We start from the raw sequence: 24,920 nt of genomic DNA on the forward strand, positions 1-24,920 counted from the left end.
GATGGCGCATTTCTATATCGGAGATCGCAAAGTAGGGGGTGGTGCGCCTGTCTTTATCATTGCAGAGGCAGGCATTAACCATGATGGAAAGCTGGATCAGGCGCTTGCTTTAATTGATGTGGCTAAAGAAGCAGGTGCCGATGCGGTGAAGTTTCAAATGTTTCAAGCTGATCGGATGTATCAAAAGGAACCGGGTTTGTACGAAACAGCCAAGGGGGAAGAGGTGTCTATTTTTTCTTTAGTGGAACAAATGGAGCTGCCGTCAGAATGGCTCCCGGTGTTATTGTCACGTTGCGCGGAAAAAGGGCTGATATTTTTAAGCACAGTGTGTGACGAAGAATCTGCGGATCTATTGAATCAAACCGATCCGCCGGCTTTCAAGCTGGCATCCTATGAAATCAATCATCTGCCTCTTATGCGTCACACGGCATCTTTTCAAAAGCCCATCATATTCTCAACAGCCGGGGCAACCATTTCGGATGTCCATGAAGCATACGAGGCGATTACAAGCGAGCAAAATCAGCAGATCGCTATCATGCATTGCGTAGCAAAGTATCCAGCACCTAGAGCTTACACGAACCTGCGTGTACTTCAAACTTTAGCTGCGGCATTTCCTGAGGCAGTCATTGGCTTTTCTGATCATAGTGAGCATCCAACTGAAGCTCCTGTAGCTGCTGTGAAGCTTGGGGCAGCAATCATTGAAAAGCATTTTACAGTCGATAAAACGTTACCTGGGGCTGATCATTCCTTTGCGCTTGATCCTGAAGAATTGAAGGAAATGGTTCAGCATATTCGAGCGGCAGAAAAGCAGCGGAATCAAACAGAAGCTGACACTCATTCAGTGCCAGAGGAGCTACTTGGCAGTTCTTATAAAACGACAACAGCCATTGAAGGCAAGATTCGTGAATTTGCGTATCGAGGCATTTTTACGACAAAAGGCATTGCGAAAGGCGAGACATTGACCGCAGAAAATCTAGCCGTGTTACGTCCAGGACAAAAAAGCCAAGGTCTGCATCCAAGGTATATGGCGGTTTTACTTGGCGCAAAGGCTGTCAGAGATATCCCAGCCCATACAGGGGTTTCGTGGAAAGATGTACTCATGAAGGAGACGCCAAATGATCAATGATGTCCTTTTTGTCATACAGGCGAGAATGGGCTCAACAAGGCTGCCAAAAAAGGTAATGAAACCGATCGGCGGTATGGCGCTGATCGACCTGATTGTTGAACGAGTAAAGCAATCAGATCATTACAATCACAAATCGCAGAATCTCATGATCGCCACAACAGTTGAGGCAGAAGATGATCTGCTGGCTCATTATTGTCTCTCCAAGGGCTATAAAGTATTTCGTGGCAGTGAGACGGATGTACTGCAGCGATTTGCGCAGATTGTCCGTCATTTTGAACCGCAAACCATTGTGCGTTTAACAGGAGATAACCCATTTATAGATCCAGTCCTTTTGTCGAAAATGCTTGAAAAACATAGACAAGATAAGGCTGATTACACGTATACGGCTGGAACGCCACTTGGTATTTCCGGGGAAATGATCGACGCACAGATTTTAAGTGAAATCGACAATTTTCCCCTTACGCAGCCAGAGCGTGAGCATGTCACGCTCTATATCAGAAAGCATCCTGAGCAATTTCACCTGCAATTATTCACACCGCCCAAAGAACTTGCATATCCTGCTTATCGATTCACGATTGATACAGAAGAAGATTATGTGTTTGCGACCCGTTTACTAGAGAAAGCTGGCGGTTCCATTGCTGTGCCTACGGCTGAACTCATCACCATTTGCGAACAAGACCCTGATATTGTTCGGTTGAATCAATTTGTGAAACAGAAGGATGCTGAATGAACAAGAAAATCATGATTGTTGTGTACGGTGGGTTTTTAAGAGGGATGGGTCATGTCGCCAGAATGAAACGGCTGGCAAATCAACTGCTTCAAGAAGGAAACGACATATCTTTCTATACAAATGAACAGATCTGTGTAGAAATGCTCTCAGGTCCAGATTGGCACGTTCATTTGGTGCAGGAGTCGAAGGCATTCCTTCAGATGGAGCAGAACATAAAAGAGCTGAATCCAGATCTTCTGCTGATTGATGTACTTGATTGTGACCTCCAATTTCTTCGATTGATCAAAGCGTCCTCCGGCTCTGCAAGGCTGGTTTTATTTGAAGAAATAAGAGCAGAAGCCTGTCAGCTTGCCGATGCTGTCGTGAACGGCATTTATGGCGGTCTTGACGAAAAGCACATGCAAGTAGATGGGACAGAATATTTTTATGGAACACCTTATTTATTGTTAGATCAAGAGATAAGTCGATTAAAAGACAAATATGAGGTTCGAAAAGAATGCAAAAAGGTGGTCATCAGCCTTGGGGGCAGTGACCCGCGCGGATTGTTATCAAAGGCTGTATCAGCACTCCTCGAAGCAGACCACTTACACATTTTAGCGGTTACAGGAAAAGCCTCCCGCATTGAAGAACAAATAGAGGCTGAGCATATTCAATTCATTCGTCATACAGATCAATTACCTGTGCGCCTTTCGGAAGCTGATCTGGCAATAGTGGCTGGCGGGATGACGTTATACGAGGCAGTTTGTATCGGAGTGCCCAGTATTGTCCTTTCACAAGTCGACCACCAAGCAGTGACAGCCGCTCATTTTGCACAAAAGGGAGCCTGCCGTCATCTTGGATTAGGTGAACTTGTGGATGAAAAAGATATACGATGTGCTGTGGAAAGGCTGTCCGGCAGCTATTTCCTCCGCAGGAGCATCCATTTCAATGGACGGACACTCATCGATGGAAAAGGAACTGAACGAGTGAAAAACATTCTTATACACCTCATGAATCATCACCAAAAAGAACATAAGGATGTGTAGATGTGAAGGGAGTTATTTTAGCAGGAGGAAAGGGATCACGACTGGCGCCTTTAACGAAGATTTTCAATAAACATTTATTGCCGGTTGGTCCATATCCAATGATTTATTGGTCATTGTTCAAATTGAAGGAAGCAGGGATTTTAGATGTGATGGTCATATCACAAGAAGAACAAATCCCGCTGTTTCAAAAGCTGCTTGAAAGCGATCAGGAACTGGGGATGAACATCGTATATCAGGTACAGCCTGAAGCGTCTGGGATATCAGACGGTTTATCCTATGCAAAGCCCTTTGTAGAAAAGGAGAAGTTTGTGCTGATGCTTGGTGACAATGTATTTGAGGATTCGCTAAGCCCTTTTGTTGAAGCTTTTCAGCAGCAAGAAAGTGGAGCCAAGGTTCTGTTGAAAGAAGTGGCAGATCCAAAGCGGTTTGGCATTGCAGAAATTGATGCCACGCGTCAACAGATTCTATCAATAGAGGAAAAGCCGGAGCATCCGCGCTCATCCTACTGCGTCACGGGCATCTATTTTTATGATCAAGAAGTTTTTCAATATATTGAGAGAATCTCGCCGTCAGATCGAGGCGAATTAGAGATTACAGACGTGAACAATCTCTATATCTCAAATAGCCAGCTGACCTATGATATGTTAAAAGGGTGGTGGATTGATGCAGGAACACATGAATCTCTCCACCAAGCATCTGCGAAGATGTTTGAAACGATGAAGAAAAAAGAGGGATCCGAATGACGAAGTCTTATTTAATTACAGGCGGAGCGGGTTTTATCGGACTGAATTTTGTGAAGCTGATGCTTCAGGATGCAGATGTCCGGCTCACCGTTTTTGATAAATTAACGTATGCCAGTCATCCAGAGGAGATGGATGAATTATTAAAGTTGTCTCATTTTCGGTTTATTCAAGGGGATATTACCCTTCAGCATGAGCTGGATCAAGCATTTGACGAAGTCTATGATGCGATCATTCATTTTGCGGCAGAATCGCATGTTGATCGCAGCATTGAATCAGCAGAGCCTTTTATTCAAACAAATGTCCTCGGAACGTATCGTATGCTTGAAGCGGTCTTAAAAGGGAAGGCGAAAAAGCTCATTCATATTTCAACAGATGAAGTATATGGAGATTTGGAGCCAGATGATCCTGCTTTCACAGAACAAACACCACTTTCACCGAATAATCCTTATTCAGCAAGCAAGGCGAGTTCAGACCTGCTTGTGAAATCCTATATCCACACTCACCAATTACCCGCGATGATTACACGATGCAGCAACAATTACGGACCGTATCAGCATGAGGAAAAATTAATACCGACCATTATTAGAAAAGCAGTCAATGGAGAGAAAATCCCGATTTATGGAGACGGCCGGCAAATTCGCGATTGGCTGTATGTAGAGGACCATGCGAGAGCTGTGAAGAAGGTGCTCGAAAACGGCACAGCCGGGCAGGTATACAATATTGGCGGCGGCAATGAGAAAACAAATCTCGATTTAACCAAAACGATTCTATCACAGCTCGGAATCAGTCATGATCAAATTGCGTTTATTCAAGACCGAAAAGGACATGACAGACGGTATGCCATTGATGCTAGTAAGCTAAAAGGCGAGCTCGGCTGGACGCAGGAGACGTCATTTGAAGAAGGTATCGAAAAAACGATCAATTGGTATCGAACCAAATACGATCAAAGCGAAGAAGGGTGACGGATGAAAGTTTTAATCACCGGTGCAGGCGGCCAATTAGGGAAAGAAATGAGCAGACAGCTCAAAGAAAAAGACATGACCGTCATTGCCTTAACGAGGAACATGCTCAATATCACAGACCAACAGGCAGTTAGACATGCGATGAGACACTATCAGCCTGATATTGTTGTCAGTGCAGCAGCCTATACATCTGTTGATCAATGTGAAACAGAAACGGAAAAGGCATATCTTGTGAATGGCATTGGCGCTTACTATACAGCACTGGAAGCAAAACGCGCAGGCGCTGATGTGTTACATGTCAGTACAGATTATGTGTTTGACGGGCAGGCGGACACCCCTTACCAAGTCGATGCACAAGCAGATCCTCAAACCATTTATGGAAAGAGTAAGAAGCTTGGTGAGGAATTAATTCAGCTTGTGTCAGACGAAGTGAAAATCATTCGTACCTCGTGGCTCTACGGACATGAGGGGCATAACTTTGTGAATACCATTCTTCGGCTCGCTGAAACGAAGGATCATTTGCGCATTGTGAACGATCAAATAGGGTCTCCTACTTATACAAAGGATGCAGCCGAGGCCTTGATTCATTTGTTTGATCAGAAGGCAGGCGTGTACCATGTCAGTAATCGAGAAAGCTGTTCCTGGTTTGATTTTGCGTCAGAAATTGTGATGAAAAGCGGCCTGTCCGCTACAGTTGAGCCGATTTCCACTGAGGAGTACGGCTTCCAAACGCCACGTCCAGCCTATTCTGTCTTAGATCTTCAAGCGATTGAAGCTACAGGCTGGCAGCCGAGGCATTGGAAGGATGCACTTCACGAATATTTGCAGAAAGAAGGGAGATGGCAACAGCATGATTGATGGTGTTCAAACAAAAAAACTCATGAAACATTGTGATGACCGCGGCTTTTTTGCAGAGCTCATTCGAGATGATGAACCGATGCTGAAACGCTTTGGTCAGGCGTCCTGGTCGAAAAGCTTTCCAGGCGTGATCAAAGCCTTTCATTATCATGAAAAACAAGACGACGTTTGGTTCTTCCCGGCAGGTCATGCACAGGTCGTGTTATATGATTTGCGTGAGGACTCTCCCACAAAGGGGCAAACCGATGTGTATTATATGGGGGAAGATAATCCGATGCTGCTTCTCATCCCAAAGGGTGTCGCGCATGGCTACCGTGTACTAGGTGAGACGCCGCTGCAAATTGTGTATTTCACAACAGAATCGTATGACCCGAATAACCCAGATGAAAAGCGAATCGCCTGGAATGACGAAACGATCGGGTTTAATTGGGAAACGACATTTAAATAGAGAACGGGGGGCCTTTCGCAGGAGAAAGGTCTTTTTTTGTTGAAATACATTCTATATGTGTCATTTTATGTATATGTACGAAGCTGATAAGAAAAGGGATGTGGATGAGTTTGTCTAAAAGAATTGCGTTTGTAACAGGAGCAAGTACAGGGATTGGAAAGGCCATCGCCATAAAGCTTGCCGCTCAAGACAATGTAAAGATCATCATCAATTCTAGAAATCAATCCTCACTAGAAGAAGCGCAGCAGCACATTGGGCGTATGGCAGAAACAAAGGAGCCGGTGGCTCTTTTCTGTGGGGACATGTCAGATGAAGGAGTGAGGGCTGAGGCTTTTACGAAAATAGAAAAAGAGTTTGGCAGACTGGATGTGTTGATTAATAACATTCCAGGGGGGAAGCCGGATACCTTTGATTCATGTGACAGCGAGCAGATGATGGTAGCATTTTCTCAAAAAGCCATTGCGTACATTGATACGATGAAGCGTGCGGCAGCGATGATGAAACGACATGAATATGGCCGGATCATTCAAATTGTCGGGAACCTATGGAAGGAGCCTGGTGACCAAATGTTTACGAACAGTATGATGAATGCAGCGATTATTAATGCTAGTAAAAATGCTGCCACACAGCTTGCACCTTCAGGGATCACAGTGAATTGTTTAAACCCGGGATTTATAGCTACAGATCGGTATGAACAATTTATCGGAAACATGATGCGTAAACAGGCGTTATCGAGGGAAGAAGCTGTACAGGCTGTAGCGTCAGGAATTCCAATGAAAAGAGTGGGGGCAGCGAGTGAAATGGCTTCATTGGCCGCTTTTATCGCATCAGAGGAAGCCTCCTATCTTACAGGACAACAAATATCCGTCGATGGTGGAGCAATGAAAAGTATATAGCATCAAAAAACCCGCTATATGCGGGTTTTTTGATTAAAGCGAATCGGAAGGATGCGAAGCCGGTCGATAAACAGGGCAAGCTGTTCAATTGGAGCAACCATTGAGATGCGGACATGACGGCTTCCATGTGCTCCAAACACACCCCCAGGCGTGACAACAACATCAGTATGTTCGAGTAAATAGTCAGCAAATGCATGAGAATGTTCAAAATCATCAGGGATGGGAGCCCATAAATAAAAGGCGCCAGCTGGACGTTCGATGGACCAACCTAGCTGCTTTTCGGCCTGACGGATGAAGAAGTGAATTCGTTCAAGGTAGACCTCTTTTAATGATTGTATGTGACTGTCATCACTTTGCAAGGCGACGGTTGCTGCTTGTTGAAATCCGCCATACATACTGACAAACACATGATCTTGGAAGGCGTTAATGGCTTGGATGATGTCCTCATTACCTACAGCAAAAGCGACTCTCCATCCTGCCATATTAAATGTTTTGGATAGAGAATATAATTCCACTCCTACGCTTTTCCCAAGAGGAGCGTTCAGAAAGCTTACTGGTTTTTGCTCATAATGAAATGAACCATAGGCAAAATCATGAATGACATGCAGTCCGTGAGCCGATGCAAAATCAGCAGCCTCTTCAAAAAATGCACTATTTGCCACAGCACCTGTTGGGTTATTCGGATAATTTAAGAAAAGAACCTTTGCCTTTTTAAGCACTTCCGGATCAATTGAAGAGAGATTTGGCAAATGGCCATTTTTCGATTCAAGTTTGATGCAGTAGGGCTTAGCGTCTGCCATCAAGATCCCAGAATGATATTCCGGGTATCCTGGATCGGGGATGAGGGCAACGTCCCCAGGGTCAAGCAGACACTGACTCATGACATAAAGGCCTGTTTTCCCTCCATTGAAAAGAGCAACTTCTTTCTGTGGGTCTATCTCAGTGCCGAACTCCTTTTTGTAGAAATCTGCAATGGCTTGCTTGAAAAAGTCGAAGCCTCTAAAAGGTGCATATTGCTGAAATTGCAAAGTGGCTGCTGCCTCTTGAAGGGCGCTTACGATATGTGCAGGAGTAGGAAGATCGGGATTTCCCTGACCAAGGTTTATGATGTTCGCTCCGTTTTGTGCTTTTTGTGCAATTTTCTCAAATACGGTTCCAAATTTCTGTTCTGGCAGCCGTTTAATCATGTTAGATGGTAAGATCTCCACCACGTTATCCTCTCTTTCTATCCCTTCACTAATTCATCCATTAAATGAATGGCAGCTTGCTTCTGTAAGTTGCGGATGGATGCGGAAACATCCTGTGAGGATGACCCTTTTAACTCAAGCGACACGATGCCGTTAAAGGCTTCAAATAAAGATAGATCGACAAAGGTGCCTTTGGACGGGACGGATTTACTGACGATCACAGTATCTCCAACTAAAGCATCCTGCGGAATATGGATATGATCAATGGTGATATGTGTGGCCTCTGCCGGTATGTGTCCGCTTTCTTTGAAATGCTGAGGGTATAAATGGCAGTCTGCTATATAATGCGTATGTCCAGAAAGCAGCTCTTTTGGCAGCTCCGCTTTTTTTCCATCGACTAATACATCGATCAGCAGCTTAGCCATATCCACCCCAAACACTTTTTTGATATTCGGAATCATATTCCAGCCAGCAAATCTAGCTGCGGATTCGATCAGTCCCGTTTCTCGATTTTTCATGAGCTTGATCTCTGTATGGGTCGCACAGTTTTCAAGGCCCAGCCCTTCATTTGCCTTCTTTGCTGCCTCAATGATAATTTGCTGGGCTTCATTGTCTAGGATCGAGGGAGTAATATGAGCCGTTTCTGTAAAACCGATTTGAGGGGTCTTGTCATGAATGACAAAAGGGATATATTCCCCCTCCACGACGAACCCTTCTACACTGACATAATCGGAATAGCCATCCTCTTGATACCAATCCTCGTAAGCACCCTCTAAATATGTTTCAGCGACAAATGGTGCTTCATATGTCACAGCGTTTGGGACGGGAATCGTTTGCAAGTAGGATTGTACGTTTAAAAAGAGATCATCACTGCCGGCTTTGTCATGAAAAAGGGTCACGCCAATGGAGCTTGCTAAATATGTAGGCTTTAAAATAAGCGGTGTCCCGATATGTTCAATAGCTTGCTGGAAATCAGCTAAAGTCGTGACAGGCTGAGTTTTCACCGCTTTGACACCAGCAGCGTTAAATGCAGCCCTCATTTGGCTTTTATCACGTGCCATTTCAGCTGCTTTTACCCCAGCGCCGCGCAGTCCCAGCCGCTCAGCTGCTTTTGCCATTGGAGCAATGAATAATTCATTATTGGTGGTGATGGCATCAGCTTTGAAAAAGGAAGCCACACGGACTAGGTCTTCCACCACCTCTTCCTCTGATTTCAGATAATCATCATGTGCCCAGTAAATAGAATCAGGGTGTTCAAAAGAAGGGTGTGTCTCAAAATAATCACGATCTTTGATGACAGCAATGGAGTATTTTTCGATTAGTTCAGCGTGACCCTTTGTAATGGCAAAGGGTCTCGGGATATAAGAAACGATATGATAAGATGCTGCCACGCTTTCATAAAACATATGGGGCGGGCATCCTCCTAAGTCAGCAATGACAAGTACGGTTTTTTTACTCAATGAAAGCACTCCTTTTTATCTAGCGGTGTATCCGCCATCTGCTGTGACAACACTTCCAGTCATATAGCTGGATAGATCAGAGGCGAGAAACAGCATCACGCCCGCAATTTCTTCGGGTTTTCCGAGACGAAGCAAGGGATTCACCTTTGCTTTTTCCTTTTTGACAACCTCAAGACTTTCTGAATGATTGTCTAAAAAGGATTTTTCATTTAATGGCGTATCAATGATGCCTGGGGCGATACAATTCACCCTGATTTGATGAGCGGCATAGTCGATCGCCATCGATTTGGTGAGCTGGATGACACCGCCCTTTGTTGCGTTGTATGCAGGAATGTCAGGCCAGCCAACGAGACCTCCGACAGATCCAGTATTAATAATACTTCCGCTTTTCTTTTCAAGCATATGGGGCAATGTATACTTACTCATAAGAAATACACCAGTCAGGTTGACCTGTAGAATGTGGTTCCAATCCTCCAGTGTCATCTCGTGAATAGGTGAGACAATTTCGATGCCTGCGTTGTTAATCAAAACATCAATTGTCCCGAATTGGCTCAGCACGGATTGAACGGTTTTTTGACAGTCAGACTCATTTGTAATATCTGTTTTGAAAAACGCAGCATGTTCATGAGGCAATGATTCAACGAGTTGTTTACCGCTATCTTCATTGATATCAGCAACTGCTACTTTTGCTCCGTGCTCAAGGAAAAGCTTGACGGCGGCAAGCCCAATCCCAGACGCACCTCCTGTAATCAGGACCACTTTTCCGGCAATGTTCATTTCTTCACCTTAGACGCTTTTGGCTTTAAGCGGTTATAGCGTGGAGGGAAGAAGAGATTAATAGACTTTGATGCTTCTGGCTTTGGATTAATGGCGCCGTGATCTTCTTTTGGATCACAGAAGTAAGTCGTGCCAAATTCCATCTTTTCTGTAAAGCCTTCAATCGTCATATCGTACCCACCGCTAATACAAATCCCGATTTGTTCATTACGGTGCTTATGAAAAGGCATTTCCCCGCCATTTCCCGGAATGTTGGCAATCATAAGCTCCATCCAGTCCTCTACAAAAAAAGTCACTTCCATGCCAGGAAGTAAATCACGCGTTTTGAAAATGTCTAAGAAATAAGTAGGAGGAGCCGTATATTCTTCGCCATCTTTTAATCTCTTAATATCAATGGCGATCACTTCTTCATCTGTTAGATTTGATGCGCCGTGAGGAACGAATGGTGGTGCAATATAGGCAGATTCTAATGGGGTCAGCAATTGGGTCGATTGGCCGACCGTCATTTGAAGCTCGCCTTTTAATACGATGCCGATTTGTGCTTCTGGATGCTCGTGAGGTTCGATGATCGTGTGAGGAGGGACGTATGAAATTAACACTTCCGTATCGCCTCTGACAGTAGAATATTGGATGACACCATTATCCCATTCTCGTTTTTTCGCTTGAGGAAAATATAATTCTTGCACCTTTTGTTCAGTTGTCATGTTACATCTCTCCTTTTCCGAATATAGACCAGCTCATAGGAATGCTTTTAAATGTTCGAATGAAGGTGAGCCCGTATGTAGCTCTTGCCACCTCATTGGTTAAAGCAAAATCAAATTCTCCGTCTCTTACCTTTTGTGCGGCTGTACTTGTAGAATTGACAAGCTCAAATTCAGCATTTTGATGAATAAAATATTGAATCAAATTCACAGGTGCAGGATGAGAAACAATTTTTAAATGGTGAAGCATTTGTTCTTGAAAGGGGAAATCTGGTCTTACAGCCAACCCATACATGGGCGTGTCACATCTGAATATTTGTAAAAGCTGCAGGTCAGGTCTCATGTAGAAGTGTTTGATTCCTTCGTATGCGTGTGGAACGAGAGTGTATTGGAGTGCGTTAGAGAGAGTATGTTCAATGCAAGTTTCGAATGTGTCGTAAAGGGATAGTTTCGTATGGGTGCCGAGTGTAGTGGTGGAATGAGAGATGAAATGTTTTGCTGCATATTCACTGCTTGTCCCCTTAGGGCCTAATGTATTGACTGTAAACATCTTAGGTGAAACGATGGGCTCTTCTTTGAAATGAAAAACATCATTCTTTAAGATCATGTTTACCATCCAATCTTTTTCAAATTTTTACTAGATTATAAAAAATAAAATTGGCAATTGTCAACAAAATTTATAAAAAATGTATTTTATGATGATATTAAAAATTGATCTAAAAAACTGCACATATCGAGATGTGCAGTGAAATGAGCTCACGTTTCAAATGTATTTTTATGTTTCTGCTGTAAAGTTTTTTCGCGTTTATAGCTGACGAAGCTGATGAGAAAACCAACAAGCGTAATGAGTGCACATACAAGCCCTACCGTATGATAGCCGAAATGGACATAAACAGGTCCCATCAGAGCGGACCCAAGCATAACGGCAAGATTGGAAGCAAGGCTGTAAAAAGCCATCACTTTGCCTCGGTGGGTTTGAGAGCAGTCGCTCAGGACGGTGCTCAAAAGCGTGACAGATAAACTTTGCATGGCACCCCAAATAAATAAAGCGAAAATGAGCAATGTCCATGAGAACGGTGCATAAGGAAGTAAGGCAAGAACGAGCGTAATGCCGCCCAGCACAAAGAAAAGTGAGCGTGTTTTGCCAAACCAATCAGCTAATTTCCCGGTAAATATACTCATGGAAAAACCAACGCCATAAGCCATGATCAGAAGTCCAGCTGTTGATTGACCCCCGGAAAACAGACTTTGCAGGTAAGCCCCTAAAAATGAGTACATGCCATAAAATCCAAGCATGTTACAAAATGTCACGGTCAAATAGGCAGGGACTCGGTCGATTTTTAAAGCCCCCCATATAGAGCCTGATTTCTCCCTAGCTTGAGATGCCTTCGGATCAGCTGCTGCGACTTGTTTTCGAGATTCAAGGATGACGAGCAGCAGGACAACGAGGCTCATCATGGCGAAAATCCAAAATGTCCAGCGCCAGTTCAAACTTTGACCAATAAAGGCGCCAATGGGCACACCAAGGACAAGAGAAAGAGACCAGCTCGATACAATGAGTCCCATCACTTTGCCGCGATATTCATATGGAACCCGGTCGCCCACAAGAGCATAGGCTGTTGGCACAAATACACCAGTCGCCAGCCCAGAAATAGCACGGCCTGCAAAAAACACGGCCAAATTTGGGGCAGCAGCACACATCACTGTTCCAATCAAAAAGAAAGACAGCCCAATCATCAAACACAGCTCTCTTGAATACCGGTCCCCTAAAGGAACGAGCAGCGGAGCCCCAACGAGCACAGCTAACCCATAAATGCTGATGGAAAGAGCGAGAACATCAAGAGAGTGCTGAAAGGAGTTTGATAAATCAGGCAGCAGTGGTGAAATTACCAGCTCTTCCGATCCCGCAGCAAAAACGCCAAGTGTGAGTGCGATGGCAAGTGTGATGGGAAATGTTTTAGAAGCCTGGCTGTCTAAAGATTCTTTCATCAAGTGATCCCTCCATACTTGCTTTTTCATTCAATTCCGTTAAAATAAATTCTACCATTATTTAGTTTTATTTTACATTTCGCATCATAAGTATTATCATAAAATACTTTTCAAATGGAACGATTTTTGGACAGGAGAGGTACGAATGAAAATCACCGATGTAGATGTGCATATTTTAAATGAATTGAGAGAAGATGCCCGCTTATCCATGAGGGAATTGTCCAAACGAGTGAATTTATCAGCACCTGCGGTAGCAGAAAGAGTGCGTAAATTAGAGGATGCAGGGATTATCGAAGGGTATTCTGTTCAGGTCAATTATAAAAAATTAGGGCTTCTGATTGACTGCCTGCTGGAAGTTACGGTGTTAAATGGGGAGTATCAGCGTTTTGTGACTTTTATGAATGAGCATCCACGTGCCTTTTTTGCTTATCGAGTGGCAGGGCAGTCTTGCTTTTTCATTAAGCTGTCAGTTTCTTCTCTTGAAGAAATTGAAGCCTTTATTCAAGAAGTATCTGGATTTACAAAAACTGTCTCACATATTGTCTTGTCAGAGCAATCTTTTTCTCATCCCATTCAGGAACGTGTGAAACAAATAGAAGAGCCAAAAATGACCGTGGTGAAATAAAAAGTTTCAGATTGTTGACAAAGGGCTAAAATGATTTTTATTTTAGCCCTTTGTATTCTTTTCAGCTTTTTATACTGAAATATTTGTATAGTAATAATTTGAGATTAAAGGAGTTCATTCTTTTGAAGCTTTTAAAAGTAATAGATTACGCAGCATTAATGGATATGCACAGAACAAGAAGCAAAGAAAGTCACTATAATAATTTGCCTATTGACGTAGGTAATAGGGAACGTTTTTTTAGTGCTCAGCCAATTGATTTACAATTTCACATCGATAACCATACAGCAAACTTAGAAAGTGGAATATTTTCTTTTAATTCAAGCATCAAATCTGGTGAAGATAAGAATGACAAGGTTTCTGGGGAAGTGTTTTTACGAAAAGAGTCAAAGCACAAGCCTAATGTAATCTTTGTACATGGATGGAGAATGGATTCATACGACAGAATCAAGAAGATTTTTTACAATAAAATCGTTAAACATTATGATTGGAATATGTATTACTACACGCTGCCTTATCATTTCGATAGGGAACCACAAAATTCAACATATTCTGGTGAACACATGATTAGCGCCAATATAAGTCGAACAGTGCAATCCTCCCAGCAAGCTATTGTTGAACTTAGAGGGCTGATTAAATGGATCAAGGAAAATGAAGGTGGGGACATAATCGTAGTTGGTATGAGTTTAGGAGGATGGCTAACAAACTTATTAGCAACAGTCGAGAAAGACGTGAATATTGTTGTATCAGCTTTTTATGCGAACAATCTTGCGCATTCCATCTGGAACACTCTTCCTGGGAAGTATATACGAAGAGATCTGGAGGAACATGGGACAACGTATGAAGAACTCGACAAAGCTTGGGATATTATGAACCCTAGTAAAGCAAAACTTCTCGTAGACAAAGAAAATGTACTCTTAATATCAGGAAAATATGACATGTATATTGACATAAACGATGCTGATACTCTGTGGAATAGATGGAATCAACCTAAAAGGCACGTATACAGTTGTGGGCATGCTGGAATTGTACTATCTAGAAATAGAATAGCAGCTGACACACTTCAATTTATTGAAAGCAGGCTAAAGAAATAAAATGATGTTACTCCACACTGTATTGTTGTGAGTTAGGAGTTTTGTTTCTTACTTATCCTGAAAATGAAGATGTGATCACCTTTCTAAACAAATACATAAAAAAGCTTCGGAAAGATCCGAAGCCTTAAGAGTTTATCATACATGGAAATAAGACGCCAGCTGCTCGTTTGCTAATCGGTTTCCAACAAAGAATGAACCAAATTCGCCGTAGCGTGCACTGACTTCATCAAAGCGCATTTCATAAACCAATTTTTTAAATTGAAGCACATCATCAGAGAAAAGGGTAACGCCCCACTCATAATCATCAAAACCAACAGAACCTGTAATGATCTGTTTTACTTTCCCAGCATAGCTTCGGCCAATTAAACCGTGGCTTCTCATAAGAGATTTACGCTCATCCATGGAAAGCATGTACCAGTTGTCATTGCCAGAACGTCTTTTATCCATTGGGTAGAAGCACACGTATTGAGAAGAAGGAAGCTCTGGATATAAGCGAGCACGTACATGCGGGTTCTCGTAAGGATCTCCGCCATCGCCGCCTCCTGCTAAGTAGTTGCTGAGCTCAACAACTGAAACATAAGAATAAGCTGGAATCGTAAACTCTGCTAGTCGTGTCTTGTTGAATTCGAGTTCAATTTCACCTAGTTCTTCCATTGTCGGACGTAAAATCATGAGCATAATATCTGCTTTTTGGCCGACAATACTATAGATTGTTTGGCTTCCAGCTTTATCTTGCTCAGCTGTCTTCCATTTTTCCAATAGACCTGTGAATTCATGAATGATGGCTTGGCGCTCATCACTTGTCAGCAGCTTCCAAGCTGTCCAGTCGATTGTTCTAAAATCATGCAGCGCATACCAGCCATCTAGTGTTTGAGCTGCTTCATTTGTTGTATGTTGTTCGCTCATTTCTTTCACTCCTATTAACAGTTTTCCATCTGTTCCAACTATAACATAGTTTGTCCAAATGGAGATGTGATCAAAACTTGAACGAGAAAAACAGCTTTTCTCAAAATTGATTAAATTAGTTTGAAAAATAAGAATTTAATTTGTAAGCGCTATAATATAAGTTGGTAGTTTGAATTTAGGTAGAAGAAGAGTATGCTTAAAAGAGAACGCTTTTTTTGTAAAATCAAGGAGGGTATTGAAGTGGCAGATATTTTTTCAACAGTTCAGGAAAAGGTTGCAGGTAAAGGAGTAAAGATCGTTTTTCCTGAGGGAATGGACGAACGCATTCTAACAGCCGTTCAAAAACTAGCAGATGGCAAAGTATTGCAGCCAATTGTGGTAGGAAAAAAACAAGAAGTTGAAGCTAAAGCAAAAGAATTAGGTCTTACACTTGATGGTGTTGACGTGTATGATCCTCATACATATGAAGGTTTTGAAGAGCTTGTACAAGCTTTCGTAGAAAGACGTAAAGGCAAAGCAACAGAAGAGCAAGCAAGAAAAGCATTACTGGATGAAAACTACTTCGGAACAATGCTTGTGTATAAAGGTCTTGCAGACGGACTTGTGAGCGGTGCGGCACACTCAACTGCTGACACAGTGCGTCCAGCACTTCAAATCATTAAAACAAAAGAAGGCGTAAAGAAAACATCTGGCGTCTTCATCATGGCTCGCGGCGAAGAGCAATATGTGTTTGCTGATTGCGCAATCAACATTGCACCAGACAGCCAAGATCTAGCTGAAATTGCGATCGAAAGTGCAAACACAGCAAAAATGTTTGATATCGAACCACGTGTGGCAATGCTTAGCTTCTCTACAAAAGGCTCAGCAAAATCAGACGAAACAGAAAAAGTATCTGAAGCAGTTCGCATTGCAAAAGAAAAGGCACCTGAGCTTGTACTTGATGGAGAATTCCAATTCGATGCAGCTTTCGTTCCTTCAGTAGCAGCGAAAAAAGCGCCAGATTCCGTCATCAAAGGCGACGCCAGCGTATTTGTTTTCCCTAGCCTCGAAGCTGGAAACATTGGCTACAAAATTGCACAGCGCTTAGGTAACTTTGAAGCTGTAGGTCCTATCCTTCAAGGTTTAAACCAGCCAGTAAACGATCTATCAAGAGGCTGTAATGCCGAAGACGTTTACAACCTTGCGCTTATCACAGCAGCTCAAGCACTATAATGATCTCGACAAAGACAGCCAGTACGATAGATTCGTGCTGGCTGTTTTTTTGATGACAAATGTGTACAATATAGGGGGGAAAAGAAAAAATTTTGATCGTAGATAAAGCCGATAGAATAGGCAGGTGCTATAATGGACGATTTCATACATAAGCTTCAGCATAAGGTTGCGGGATTAACCGAGGCACAAAGGAGAATTGCAGATTATATCGTGCAAAATCCAATGGAGGTCGCGTTTTTAACAGTAGATAAATTGGCGTCAAAAGTAGGGACGAGTACAGCGACCATCATGAGATTCTCTGCTGCTGTAGGGTATTCCGGTTTCTCCGAGCTTCAAAAAGAGCTTCAATCAAATATGAAGCATAAAGCTGCCCCTCAAACGAGACTTGAAGCGAACCTCAAACATTCAAATAAAAGTAAGCTCCTGCATAATCATGTCGAGCTGCAATTTCAAAATATCCAGTACGCTTTAGACAATATCACGGAAGAAACTTTTCAGCATATTGTTGAAAAAATAGCCAGCTCCCGCCAGGTTCTGTGTACAAGTGTCCGAAGTGGAAGACCTGTTGGCGAGTATCTGTCATTTGGAATCAATCGGCTATTGGGGAACTGTCAATATATTGATGCGGACAAAAGCGACTGGGTGGATGAACTCGTTCATTTTCAATCTGATGATTTCATTATAGCGGTCAGCTATCCTCGCTATGCAAAGCGTATAAAGGACTTGCTGGAGGCAGCGAAGTCATATGGGGTGGAAGTGCTTTTAATTACAGACAGCTACAGCTCTCCACTAACTAAGTATGCACAATATGTATTACCATGTTCCTCAGCAAGTGCGGGCTCTCATAACTCTGTCGTATCTGCTATCTTTATCGTAGATTACATTTTAAGTGCCTTAGCCATTAATGATCCTGAAAGGACAAAACCTCGTTTAGATCAAATCAATCATATGTTAACGAAAATGAGTTATCACACAACACATTAGTCGTGTGGTGACTCATTTTTTTCATTTGATTTTTTTGAAAGCGCTTTACTAAATAAAATCGAGATGGTATGATCGTGTCACAAAAGTAATATATATTACTTTAATAAAATTTAGTGTAACGAATATAACTCAAAGGGGATGATGGAAACAATGAGTACTGTTCAATTCGTGTCAAATGATCTAATAGATCGGGCAAAAAAACTGAACTCGACCTTGCTGGCAGATGTGATGGGAAGCACCGGTGCGATGGATCATCAAATCAAACCAGTTGCAAGAGGCATGGATATAGTAGGTACAGCTTTTACCGTCAGCTTACGGCCAGGGGATAATTTATTTCTTCATCAAGCGATCTACTCTGCGAAAGAAGGAGATGTACTGATTGTTGATGGAAAAGACCATAAGGGCCATGCATATTTAGGGGAATTGATGGCAGGTGTAGCAAAGGCTGTAGGAATAGAAGGAATCGTGATTGACGGGCTTGTTCGCGACAAACTCGCTTTAGAGGAACTGGCTTTTCCGATATACAGTAAGGGGTTTATGCCAAATGGACCTTTTAAAGATGGTCCTGGGGAATTAAATCAAATCATCTCTTGCGGCGGTGTCAAAGTAGCACCAGGTGACTTAGTCATTGCTGACGATGATGGAGTCGTCATCGTACCAAAGGAAAAGGCGGAACACCTGCTGACACTAGCGGAAGAGAAACAAGCGTATGAAAATCAAAGATTACAAACGATTCAACAGTATATGAACGAAGGAAAGCAAGACATCAGTCTCTTAGCACCGGCATGGCTGGAAGGCAGAATGAAAAAATATCAGGGATAGGGGAATCTGTGATGAAGATAGGCTTTATTGGATATGGAGAAGCTGCATATGAGTTATCAACAGGATTGAAAACAGAAGGATTAGACCATTTTTATGCGTATGATGTACTATTACAAAACGAGAAATTGGCTGGCGCGTTGAAAGAAAAAGCATCGCAGACAGGAGTTCAATTAACCAGCAGTATTAGTGAAGTCATTGAGAAATCTAATATTGTCATTGCTGCTGTGCCAGCGAATAAAACCTTAGAAGTGGCCCAATCCGTATCGGGAAGTTTGAAAGAGAATCAATTATATGTAGATGTATCGGCATCAACACCAGACATCAAAAAACAAGTGGCAAACGAAATTGAAAAGCAAAAAGCTCTATTCGTAGATGCTGCCATGCTAGGGCCTCTTCCAGTTAACAAACACAAGGTTCCGATCACGGCAAGCGGCAGTGGAACTGACCAATTCATGAAAGTAATGAATGCTTATGGCATGAATATTAAAAAAATCAGTGACCAGCCAGGAGATGCTTCGGCCTTGAAGCTGATCAGAAGCGTTTATATGAAGGGGATCGTTGGTCTCATGGTTGAATTTTTGGAAATTTCAAAAAAGTACAACGTGGAACAACAAGTGATTTCTTCACTTAGCGATACAATGGATAGCAAAAGTTTTGAAGAGACCATGAACCGTCTTGTGACAGGGAGTGCACTTCATGCGAAAAGACGAGCGATCGAGCTTCTTGGCTCTATTGAAATGCTGGATGAAGCAGAGGTTGATGCCAGTATGTCTCGGGCAGCACAACAGAAGCTAGAGAGATTAGCAGACTTTCAATTCGTTGAACGGTTTAATGGGAAAAAGCCGGCCAGCTGGGAAGAAGTCATTGACGTGATGCAGCAGGGGCAATAAATTGTAAGCGTTTTATTTAATGAAGGGGAGGCGAAAAAACGATATGGGTTTTATTGCGTTGATTGTATTCATAGCTGTCATCATTATATGGAATGTCGTCGTGAAGCGGAATATGGGAGAAGCCATGCTATTAGGCTTTATTGCAACCACATTATTTGGCGGATTGGATGTATTAAGACTTTTCTGGGATGGATTAAAATTTGCATCCACATATGAGGTGCTCTATGCAGCTGTTGCATTTGTATTCATGGCCTATTTAATCGAAAAGCTGGAATTAATTCATGCACTCTTGCGAATCTTAAATTCGGTTGTAGGAAAACTTCCTGGTGGAGCGGCTTATATGAGTACGTTAGGTTCAGCAGTCTTAGGTGCTCTTTCAGGTTCAAATTCTGCAAACACAGCTGCCACTGGCTCTATCACGGCCTCTTGGATGATTAAATCAGGCTGGAGCCGAACCCATACGGCCACGATTTTAGCAGGGAATGGCGGACTTGGGGCAGCACTGCCTCCGAACTCTTCCATGTTTATCATGCTGGGGTTTGCACCAATTGCAGCCCTTGTATCTGAGGGAGATTTATATATTGCCCTGTTAATAGGAGGACTGTATCAAGTTGTATACCGATTTATTCTAGTGTATATTCTGGTGAAAAAGAATAAAATTCAGGCCATGCCGCCAGATGATATTCTTCCTTTTAGGGAAGCTGTAAAACAAGGGTGGAAGTCGATCTTTATTTTTTTCGGTGCCTTAATTCCTATCATTGTCACGATAGGTCCGCTGGCAAACTACTTGAAAAGTAATCCAAACATTGGACCAGAGGCAATGGATCAAATTTCTTTAATTACGTGGATTCCGATTCTCATGATGTTGATTAGTTTAACAATTGGGAGAAAAAAGGCGTCTGCACTAGATTGGTCTCAGTTTTTCAAGTCGGCTATTCCTAAGTTTACAACGATCGGTGCCTTGATGCTGTTTGCTGTTGCTGCTAGTCAGGTGCTTGCTGAATTAGGATTGGCAGAAGATTTGACGCAAATCACATCAGTACTTACCATTCCGAAATGGCTCATGGTGCTCATTGTGGGTATTCTTGTCACGCTGGTAGCTGGACCATTATCTTCTACAGCCACATTAACAGCTGTTGGACTTGTCTCATTTTCAGCTTTAGTCTCAGTCGGAGTGGACCCAGTTGTGGCTGTTGTCGCCATTCTTGCTTTTTCATCAACAGAAGGCGCTTCCCCGCCGGCATCAGGATCGATTTTCATTGCTTCTGGTCTTGCAGGAGCCAGACCGGAGAAAACGTTTATACCGCTGATTCTCTACTATATGCTGCCAATCGTAGGAATTGGTTGGCTCATCGGAATGGGAATACTTCCAGTATAGAAAGGAGAAACACATGAGAGCATTGATGGAATTTTTATTTAAAGTGCTGCTTGTCCTGTTCTTAACGTCAGGAGCCCTGTTGGTATTCGGTCAAATACTAGGGATTCTTTTGCAAAAGGGAGATATGATCATTGCAAGTACGAACCTATTCAAAAACCCAACATTGGTGTTAAGTGCCTTTTTCAGTCTTGTTGGTTTCTCTCTCAATTATATTCCTGAAAAGAAAGACACCGCATTTAGCGATCATCCATCTGCATCAGCGAGTGATTCGCTCAAATAAGCAATAAAAAGCTGGATTCAGTAAATGAATCCAGCTTTTTTGTGCGCGAGAAATAGGTATTAAAACCCAATACGTACGATTCATTTTTTGGTCAATTCACTTTCAATCATATGCCTCTTGTGCTAGTAAATGGTAACATAACGGAGGACTATTTAAGGAATAGAGGTGTTTGACCATATCTGGAGCAATCATCGGATATAAAGCAGCCTTGTATTCATTAAAGGCAGATATATCTATCAAAAAAGAACAAATCATCGAACTCAATATATGTCGAAAAGAAATCAAAGAGGCAAAATGGGCCCTGTCAGATGCCGGCAAAAAAATCACTCATCCAGATCTGACATCACATACATGGTTTGGCCATTTGGCAGACACGTTTGATGACATTAGAGACGAAATGGCTTCCGCCAGTCAGGAAATAAAAGGTGTACAGCTAACCAATCTATTAAATCGAATCAATGAGAAAATCAGTGATTTCACATCGGATATCCATTCGTTAGAACATGAAATTCATTCGGTTGAAAGAAAAATAGAGAAAGAAAAGCAGAAACAACTGGAAGAAAAAAGAGGGTAGTCACATGACGAGAGAAATTAAAATAGATGCCAGTCAGGTCAAACAAGTATTACAGCATGCAAAACAATCAGGCGCTCAAATGAATGCAGCCCTTCCAACCACCATCAAAGGAAGAAATCAGCTCCTGACGGTAGACACATTAGAAAAGATCAATCAGCAGCTGAACGAATTAAGTACATCCTATATAGGCATTCTTCAGAAACAGCTTGTACAAACAGAACAAGCGGTGAACACCATGATTGAAACGGACAAGGCGCTTGCTTCCAGCAGTAAAAGAAAATAAAGGAGAACGCAATGAAAACCCTGGACGCCTTTGCGCTAATAAACGGAATAGATCAAACGCTGAATGTGTTAAAGCAGCAGTCACAGCAAATCAGCTCCCTAGAAAAACAAATCCATCACATCATCTCACTCGATGGCGCACTAAAGGGAGAGGCGGGACAAGCCATCCGCGCCTTTTATACAGAATGCCATATTCCCTTCCTGCAATTCTTTCAGGTCGTCATTGAGGAATATAGCGCCGCATTGAAAAACACAAAGCAGGCTCTTAACGCACTAGAATCAAATGAGCACGGCTATATATCACAAGCATTTATCGAACATGATCTTGATCAAGGCTTAAAAAAAGCTGAACGAACGATTTCTGAAATTTTATCAGCGGTAAACCATGCCATCGGCAGAGTTGGTCATATTGTTCATTTGCCAAATGTAGACGAATCAGTGTTTCAGCAGAACTATCAAAAGGCATGGCTCGAGACCTCAAGAACCATAGGTCTGCTTCATGCATTTGACAGGGAGCAGACAAGTGCTTTACATGAAACCAAAAGCTCTCTTCAAACAATGAAGCAATACATAGATATCTTAAGTACCATGTTCACCGGCCCAAAAATCGACATCACGAGCTATCAAAAGGGATCTATTTTCAAAGATGGAAAAGAAGAGAAAGTAAGCAGCACCATCAGTGGATTGAAAGATAAAATAAACACCCCAAAAGACAATCCATTGATGATCATGCTGAAGAAATTGAAAGAGAAACAACAGGCGAATGTGGAGACGGTTGTTCGGGAAACGCCGTCTAGTAAAATCAATCAAACCACCTTGACCTTAAATGGAAAAGTATACAACATAAATGATTACAAAAAGATCAACTTTGAACATGCCAAAACGGTTGATGTCATGCGAGACGGAATGCTGTATCGGTTACGAATATCAGAAAAAAACAAAGTAACGATTGAGAGCGTTAAACCGATTTCTGATGTAAAAACAGGCGATCAACCCCAAAATATCTTAAATACAGCGGTTGAATTTACAGGAATAAACGACGCGATTCGGGTTATTACAGGAAGAGATCCGATAACAGGTGATAAAGTCGCGGATATGGATCGTTTGGTATCAGGGGTGTACATGGTTCCAAGCACCAACATTGTTAAAGTGGGGAAATATGTTTTTAAGATTATTAAAGGGGAGAAAGCAGCTAAGAAAGTTGAGAAGAAAGTAAAGGGTATTGGAAGAGGAGAACAATTATTAGATAAAGTTAAAACATATGAGCAAGCTAGAAATAAGACAGTAGACATAGTTGGAGACCTAGGACCCAATTCACAACCATATACAGGTACGCTTAAGTCGAGTGCTGGATATGGTAAAGTCGTTGGTAGACAGTCCGCTGACGGAAAAGTAAGATGGAGATTAGATTATGACCCTAAAAAGGGACCACATATAAATATTGAAGATTTTCGTAATGGTAAAGGGGCGAATGCTCGAAAGATTGCTATTCCATTTGAGGGTAATGAAAGCACTTTTAAATCTTTATTAAAACATTTGAATAGATAAGGAGATTTTAGATGAGTTTATTAGATGAGTGTATTGAGGCAATAGGTGAGGATGTACATATTTTATATGAAGATAATAGAGAGCAAATATTAAATGATTTTGAAAATTCTTTTCCCTTTACTGATTGGGGGCAAATTGAATGGAAGAAGATATCTTCTTATGAGCAAGTGGATACATTCGATGAAATACGATCCTTTTTGAATCAAAAACTGAATGAGTACAGTGATATTGTTTATGTAATTTGGGATGAAGGGGCGTTACCAATTATCCAATCTACTTTAGATAAAGTATTTGAAGCTATAGATGATGTTACAGCTGTCAGTTTTGATACGTGGATTTTTTCACCATCTTCTGGATATGCGATTGAAATTTTTCATGATGGTGAAGTAAAAGTAGGATTGAAATAGAATAGATGAACCCTCAAAAAGAATTAATTTGAGTCTCTTTGAGGGTTTTTAAATGTTTATTATTGTTAATAAAAAAGATATTCTTTCTTTTTCTACTTTATTTGATGCAATGTTAAATAATCTTTGAATGTAAGCTTGTGCATTTTTAAAATGTTTCTGTGAAGGTCATTCTAAGTTTGATTGCTATATCTGGTTTTACTTTTTTCTTTGCTATCAATCCGGCCATCACTATTTGACTTACTACAAGCATTTTAACTACTCTGTGCTGAAGAACTTTCTGAAAAGTACCAAGTTTAGGTGTAAAGACAAAGAAGTAAAAAAAGGATGATCGTATTGAAAATAAAAAAAATAAACTGGATTTCACAAGAAGCTTCAGAAGCTGATGTGATTGTAACAGATGGCGAACTGGAATTAATGTGTTTTGCTCAACCATTAAATTACCTTGAAGAAAGTGAACTATTAGAACCTATTTTTTGTTTAGATGTGTCAGACTTAGTGAAAGCAGAAGTGGCAGAGGTTAGAATTGAAAAATTAGATGATAATTTTAGTTATAGTTTCTTAGGACAATTAATTGATAAGCGTGATGAAAAAGTGAGAGTGGGCGGATTTTTATTAGAATTGGATTACAATATACCAGGAGATATAAATGAAGGCGATTTTATAAGTTTTAATTGTCAACGATTAGATATTTATTAGTAGGAGATTGAAGTCTTAAGGAGCATTAAATGAACAAAAAAGAAGAACTAATAAAACAAATCCAAACAGTCATCAACATCCTAGAAAAAGAATATCCACAAGAAATCAATCAAGGTGTTCTCCAATTAATATACAAAAGATATAAAATTGCTGAAAGGATCATTCAGAACAATGAAGATCTCCAAAAGATTTTGATCATTGGCGGGGTGAGAGCTTATTTGGATAGTTATAATGACTATCTAAACCCCTTTTTAGATGAATTACATAAAGCAGAGAGTTTGCTTAAAGAAATGCTGTCATAGATAGGACGGTTGTCTGTAGTA

29 protein-coding genes are annotated in these 24,920 nt (G+C 41.7%); 22 read left to right on the top strand and 7 right to left on the bottom strand.

From position 1 onward, the window contains the following. Position 1 precedes the first annotated feature (1 nt). The 8 genes from EV579_RS10970 to EV579_RS11005 all read left to right on the top strand — a co-directional run bounded on the left by EV579_RS10970 (position 2) and on the right by EV579_RS11005 (position 6,788). Positions 2 to 1,126 (top strand): N-acetylneuraminate synthase family protein, encoded by a 1,125-nt coding sequence (locus tag EV579_RS10970; RefSeq protein WP_133744432.1) that lies wholly within the window; start codon positions 2 to 4, stop codon positions 1,124 to 1,126. Further along, positions 1,116 to 1,856 carry a cytidylyltransferase domain-containing protein gene (locus EV579_RS10975; protein WP_133744433.1) on the top strand — a complete coding sequence of 247 codons (741 nt, stop codon included), beginning with the start codon at positions 1,116 to 1,118 and terminating at the stop codon, positions 1,854 to 1,856. The genes EV579_RS10970 and EV579_RS10975 overlap by 11 nt, the downstream gene beginning before the upstream one ends. Beyond that, positions 1,853 to 2,881: a PseG/SpsG family protein gene (locus tag EV579_RS10980; RefSeq protein WP_133744434.1), complete on the top strand. Its 1,029-nt coding sequence runs from the start codon at positions 1,853 to 1,855 to the stop codon at positions 2,879 to 2,881. Before EV579_RS10975 ends, EV579_RS10980 begins: the two co-directional genes overlap by 4 nt. A gap of 2 nt (positions 2,882 to 2,883) precedes the next feature. Beyond that, positions 2,884 to 3,624: a sugar phosphate nucleotidyltransferase gene (locus EV579_RS10985; RefSeq protein WP_133744435.1), complete on the top strand. Its 741-nt coding sequence runs from the start codon at positions 2,884 to 2,886 to the stop codon at positions 3,622 to 3,624. Then, entirely contained in the window at positions 3,621 to 4,586 is a 966-nt protein-coding gene (rfbB, locus tag EV579_RS10990; protein ID WP_133744436.1) for a dTDP-glucose 4,6-dehydratase, read from the top strand. The genes EV579_RS10985 and rfbB overlap by 4 nt, the downstream gene beginning before the upstream one ends. A gap of 3 nt (positions 4,587 to 4,589) precedes the next feature. After that, entirely contained in the window at positions 4,590 to 5,444 is an 855-nt protein-coding gene (gene rfbD, locus EV579_RS10995) for a dTDP-4-dehydrorhamnose reductase (protein WP_133744437.1), read from the top strand. Next, positions 5,437 to 5,892: a dTDP-4-dehydrorhamnose 3,5-epimerase family protein gene (locus EV579_RS11000; RefSeq protein WP_034281274.1), complete on the top strand. Its 456-nt coding sequence runs from the start codon at positions 5,437 to 5,439 to the stop codon at positions 5,890 to 5,892. Before rfbD ends, EV579_RS11000 begins: the two co-directional genes overlap by 8 nt. 104 nt (positions 5,893 to 5,996) lie before the next feature. Next, positions 5,997 to 6,788: an SDR family oxidoreductase gene (locus tag EV579_RS11005; RefSeq protein WP_279586124.1), complete on the top strand. Its 792-nt coding sequence runs from the start codon at positions 5,997 to 5,999 to the stop codon at positions 6,786 to 6,788. A gap of 14 nt (positions 6,789 to 6,802) precedes the next feature. Here the strand turns inward: EV579_RS11005 and EV579_RS11010 are convergent, their stop codons facing one another. The 6 genes from EV579_RS11010 to EV579_RS11035 all read right to left on the bottom strand — a co-directional run bounded on the left by EV579_RS11010 (position 6,803) and on the right by EV579_RS11035 (position 12,902). Next, a complete protein-coding gene (locus tag EV579_RS11010) occupies positions 6,803 to 7,996 on the bottom strand; it encodes a pyridoxal phosphate-dependent aminotransferase (RefSeq protein WP_166644695.1) in 1,194 nt (397 codons plus the stop codon). Positions 7,997 to 8,013: 17 nt separating this feature from the next. Continuing rightward, a complete protein-coding gene (gene bacD, locus EV579_RS11015; protein ID WP_133744440.1) occupies positions 8,014 to 9,435 on the bottom strand; it encodes an alanine--anticapsin ligase in 1,422 nt (473 codons plus the stop codon). A gap of 15 nt (positions 9,436 to 9,450) precedes the next feature. Beyond that, a complete protein-coding gene (locus tag EV579_RS11020; RefSeq protein WP_024423798.1) occupies positions 9,451 to 10,212 on the bottom strand; it encodes a glucose 1-dehydrogenase in 762 nt (253 codons plus the stop codon). Beyond that, on the bottom strand, positions 10,209 to 10,916 hold the full coding sequence (bacB, locus tag EV579_RS11025; protein WP_034281271.1) for a 3-((4R)-4-hydroxycyclohexa-1,5-dien-1-yl)-2-oxopropanoate isomerase: 708 nt from the start codon (positions 10,914 to 10,916) through the stop codon (positions 10,209 to 10,211). The genes EV579_RS11020 and bacB overlap by 4 nt, the downstream gene beginning before the upstream one ends. Position 10,917: 1 nt before the next feature. Then, the gene (locus EV579_RS11030; RefSeq protein WP_024423797.1) at positions 10,918 to 11,520 is read right to left on the bottom strand and encodes a type 2 periplasmic-binding domain-containing protein; all 603 of its coding nucleotides are present in this window, start codon (positions 11,518 to 11,520) and stop codon (positions 10,918 to 10,920) included. 149 nt (positions 11,521 to 11,669) lie between these two features. Beyond that, on the bottom strand, positions 11,670 to 12,902 hold the full coding sequence (locus EV579_RS11035; RefSeq protein ID WP_133744441.1) for an MFS transporter: 1,233 nt from the start codon (positions 12,900 to 12,902) through the stop codon (positions 11,670 to 11,672). 145 nt (positions 12,903 to 13,047) lie between these two features. Between EV579_RS11035 and EV579_RS11040 the strand changes: the two genes are divergently transcribed. Together EV579_RS11040 and EV579_RS11045 are read left to right on the top strand one after the other, a co-directional pair. After that, positions 13,048 to 13,527 (top strand): Lrp/AsnC family transcriptional regulator, encoded by a 480-nt coding sequence (locus EV579_RS11040; protein ID WP_133744442.1) that lies wholly within the window; start codon positions 13,048 to 13,050, stop codon positions 13,525 to 13,527. 122 nt (positions 13,528 to 13,649) lie between these two features. Then, positions 13,650 to 14,618: an alpha/beta hydrolase family protein gene (locus tag EV579_RS11045; RefSeq protein ID WP_133744443.1), complete on the top strand. Its 969-nt coding sequence runs from the start codon at positions 13,650 to 13,652 to the stop codon at positions 14,616 to 14,618. Positions 14,619 to 14,753: 135 nt separating this feature from the next. Here the strand turns inward: EV579_RS11045 and hemQ are convergent, their stop codons facing one another. Beyond that, positions 14,754 to 15,524: a hydrogen peroxide-dependent heme synthase gene (hemQ, locus tag EV579_RS11050; protein ID WP_024423793.1), complete on the bottom strand. Its 771-nt coding sequence runs from the start codon at positions 15,522 to 15,524 to the stop codon at positions 14,754 to 14,756. A 240-nt stretch (positions 15,525 to 15,764) separates the two neighbouring features. On the opposite strand from hemQ, the gene pta reads away from it, so the two are divergent. The 12 genes from pta to EV579_RS11110 all read left to right on the top strand — a co-directional run bounded on the left by pta (position 15,765) and on the right by EV579_RS11110 (position 24,899). Beyond that, on the top strand, positions 15,765 to 16,736 hold the full coding sequence (gene pta / locus EV579_RS11055) for a phosphate acetyltransferase (RefSeq protein ID WP_024423792.1): 972 nt from the start codon (positions 15,765 to 15,767) through the stop codon (positions 16,734 to 16,736). A 132-nt stretch (positions 16,737 to 16,868) separates the two neighbouring features. Next, positions 16,869 to 17,720, top strand: coding sequence for a MurR/RpiR family transcriptional regulator (locus EV579_RS11060; RefSeq protein WP_103131745.1), 852 nt, complete (start codon positions 16,869 to 16,871; stop codon positions 17,718 to 17,720). A gap of 150 nt (positions 17,721 to 17,870) precedes the next feature. After that, entirely contained in the window at positions 17,871 to 18,542 is a 672-nt protein-coding gene (locus EV579_RS11065; protein ID WP_133744444.1) for an RraA family protein, read from the top strand. Positions 18,543 to 18,553: 11 nt separating this feature from the next. Then, positions 18,554 to 19,432: an NAD(P)-dependent oxidoreductase gene (locus tag EV579_RS11070; RefSeq protein WP_133744445.1), complete on the top strand. Its 879-nt coding sequence runs from the start codon at positions 18,554 to 18,556 to the stop codon at positions 19,430 to 19,432. 43 nt (positions 19,433 to 19,475) lie between these two features. After that, positions 19,476 to 20,810 carry a TRAP transporter large permease subunit gene (locus EV579_RS11075; RefSeq protein WP_133744446.1) on the top strand — a complete coding sequence of 445 codons (1,335 nt, stop codon included), beginning with the start codon at positions 19,476 to 19,478 and terminating at the stop codon, positions 20,808 to 20,810. Between the two features lie 13 nt (positions 20,811 to 20,823). Continuing rightward, positions 20,824 to 21,090, top strand: coding sequence for a hypothetical protein (locus EV579_RS11080; protein ID WP_133744447.1), 267 nt, complete (start codon positions 20,824 to 20,826; stop codon positions 21,088 to 21,090). A gap of 175 nt (positions 21,091 to 21,265) precedes the next feature. Next, the gene (locus EV579_RS11085; RefSeq protein ID WP_133744665.1) at positions 21,266 to 21,664 is read left to right on the top strand and encodes a YwqH-like family protein; all 399 of its coding nucleotides are present in this window, start codon (positions 21,266 to 21,268) and stop codon (positions 21,662 to 21,664) included. Between the two features lie 4 nt (positions 21,665 to 21,668). Continuing rightward, positions 21,669 to 21,947: a YwqI/YxiC family protein gene (locus EV579_RS11090; protein WP_133744448.1), complete on the top strand. Its 279-nt coding sequence runs from the start codon at positions 21,669 to 21,671 to the stop codon at positions 21,945 to 21,947. Positions 21,948 to 21,958: 11 nt separating this feature from the next. Then, positions 21,959 to 23,494 (top strand): T7SS effector LXG polymorphic toxin, encoded by a 1,536-nt coding sequence (locus EV579_RS11095; protein WP_133744449.1) that lies wholly within the window; start codon positions 21,959 to 21,961, stop codon positions 23,492 to 23,494. Positions 23,495 to 23,505: 11 nt separating this feature from the next. Next, on the top strand, positions 23,506 to 23,901 hold the full coding sequence (locus EV579_RS11100; protein ID WP_133744450.1) for a CDI toxin immunity protein: 396 nt from the start codon (positions 23,506 to 23,508) through the stop codon (positions 23,899 to 23,901). A gap of 333 nt (positions 23,902 to 24,234) precedes the next feature. Next, complete coding sequence (locus EV579_RS11105) at positions 24,235 to 24,597, top strand: hypothetical protein (protein ID WP_122631697.1); 363 nt, start codon at positions 24,235 to 24,237, stop codon at positions 24,595 to 24,597. Positions 24,598 to 24,626: 29 nt separating this feature from the next. Beyond that, positions 24,627 to 24,899, top strand: a complete 273-nt coding sequence (locus EV579_RS11110) for a hypothetical protein (protein ID WP_024423781.1) — start codon at positions 24,627 to 24,629, stop codon at positions 24,897 to 24,899. The last annotated feature ends 21 nt before the right edge of the window (positions 24,900 to 24,920 follow it).

Source organism: Bacillus sp. BK450, from assembly GCF_004364885.1.
In the GTDB taxonomy this organism is placed as follows: Bacteria; Bacillota; Bacilli; order Bacillales; family Bacillaceae; genus Bacillus; species Bacillus safensis.

Coding starts and splice junctions, on each gene's coding strand:
- EV579_RS10970 (WP_133744432.1), top strand. CDS start 2: ATGGCGCATTTCTATATCGGAGATCGCAAAGTAGGGGGTGGTGCGCCT.
- EV579_RS10975 (WP_133744433.1), top strand. CDS start 1,116: ATGATCAATGATGTCCTTTTTGTCATACAGGCGAGAATGGGCTCAACA.
- EV579_RS10980 (WP_133744434.1), top strand. CDS start 1,853: ATGAACAAGAAAATCATGATTGTTGTGTACGGTGGGTTTTTAAGAGGG.
- rfbB (WP_133744436.1), top strand. CDS start 3,621: ATGACGAAGTCTTATTTAATTACAGGCGGAGCGGGTTTTATCGGACTG.
- rfbD (WP_133744437.1), top strand. CDS start 4,590: ATGAAAGTTTTAATCACCGGTGCAGGCGGCCAATTAGGGAAAGAAATG.
- EV579_RS11000 (WP_034281274.1), top strand. CDS start 5,437: ATGATTGATGGTGTTCAAACAAAAAAACTCATGAAACATTGTGATGAC.
- EV579_RS11005 (WP_279586124.1), top strand. CDS start 5,997: ATGAGTTTGTCTAAAAGAATTGCGTTTGTAACAGGAGCAAGTACAGGG.
- EV579_RS11020 (WP_024423798.1), bottom strand. CDS start 10,212: ATGAACATTGCCGGAAAAGTGGTCCTGATTACAGGAGGTGCGTCTGGG.
- bacB (WP_034281271.1), bottom strand. CDS start 10,916: ATGACAACTGAACAAAAGGTGCAAGAATTATATTTTCCTCAAGCGAAA.
- EV579_RS11030 (WP_024423797.1), bottom strand. CDS start 11,520: ATGATCTTAAAGAATGATGTTTTTCATTTCAAAGAAGAGCCCATCGTT.
- EV579_RS11035 (WP_133744441.1), bottom strand. CDS start 12,902: ATGAAAGAATCTTTAGACAGCCAGGCTTCTAAAACATTTCCCATCACA.
- EV579_RS11040 (WP_133744442.1), top strand. CDS start 13,048: ATGAAAATCACCGATGTAGATGTGCATATTTTAAATGAATTGAGAGAA.
- hemQ (WP_024423793.1), bottom strand. CDS start 15,524: ATGAGCGAACAACATACAACAAATGAAGCAGCTCAAACACTAGATGGC.
- EV579_RS11060 (WP_103131745.1), top strand. CDS start 16,869: ATGGACGATTTCATACATAAGCTTCAGCATAAGGTTGCGGGATTAACC.
- EV579_RS11065 (WP_133744444.1), top strand. CDS start 17,871: ATGAGTACTGTTCAATTCGTGTCAAATGATCTAATAGATCGGGCAAAA.
- EV579_RS11070 (WP_133744445.1), top strand. CDS start 18,554: ATGAAGATAGGCTTTATTGGATATGGAGAAGCTGCATATGAGTTATCA.
- EV579_RS11075 (WP_133744446.1), top strand. CDS start 19,476: ATGGGTTTTATTGCGTTGATTGTATTCATAGCTGTCATCATTATATGG.
- EV579_RS11080 (WP_133744447.1), top strand. CDS start 20,824: ATGAGAGCATTGATGGAATTTTTATTTAAAGTGCTGCTTGTCCTGTTC.
- EV579_RS11090 (WP_133744448.1), top strand. CDS start 21,669: ATGACGAGAGAAATTAAAATAGATGCCAGTCAGGTCAAACAAGTATTA.
- EV579_RS11095 (WP_133744449.1), top strand. CDS start 21,959: ATGAAAACCCTGGACGCCTTTGCGCTAATAAACGGAATAGATCAAACG.
- EV579_RS11100 (WP_133744450.1), top strand. CDS start 23,506: ATGAGTTTATTAGATGAGTGTATTGAGGCAATAGGTGAGGATGTACAT.
- EV579_RS11110 (WP_024423781.1), top strand. CDS start 24,627: ATGAACAAAAAAGAAGAACTAATAAAACAAATCCAAACAGTCATCAAC.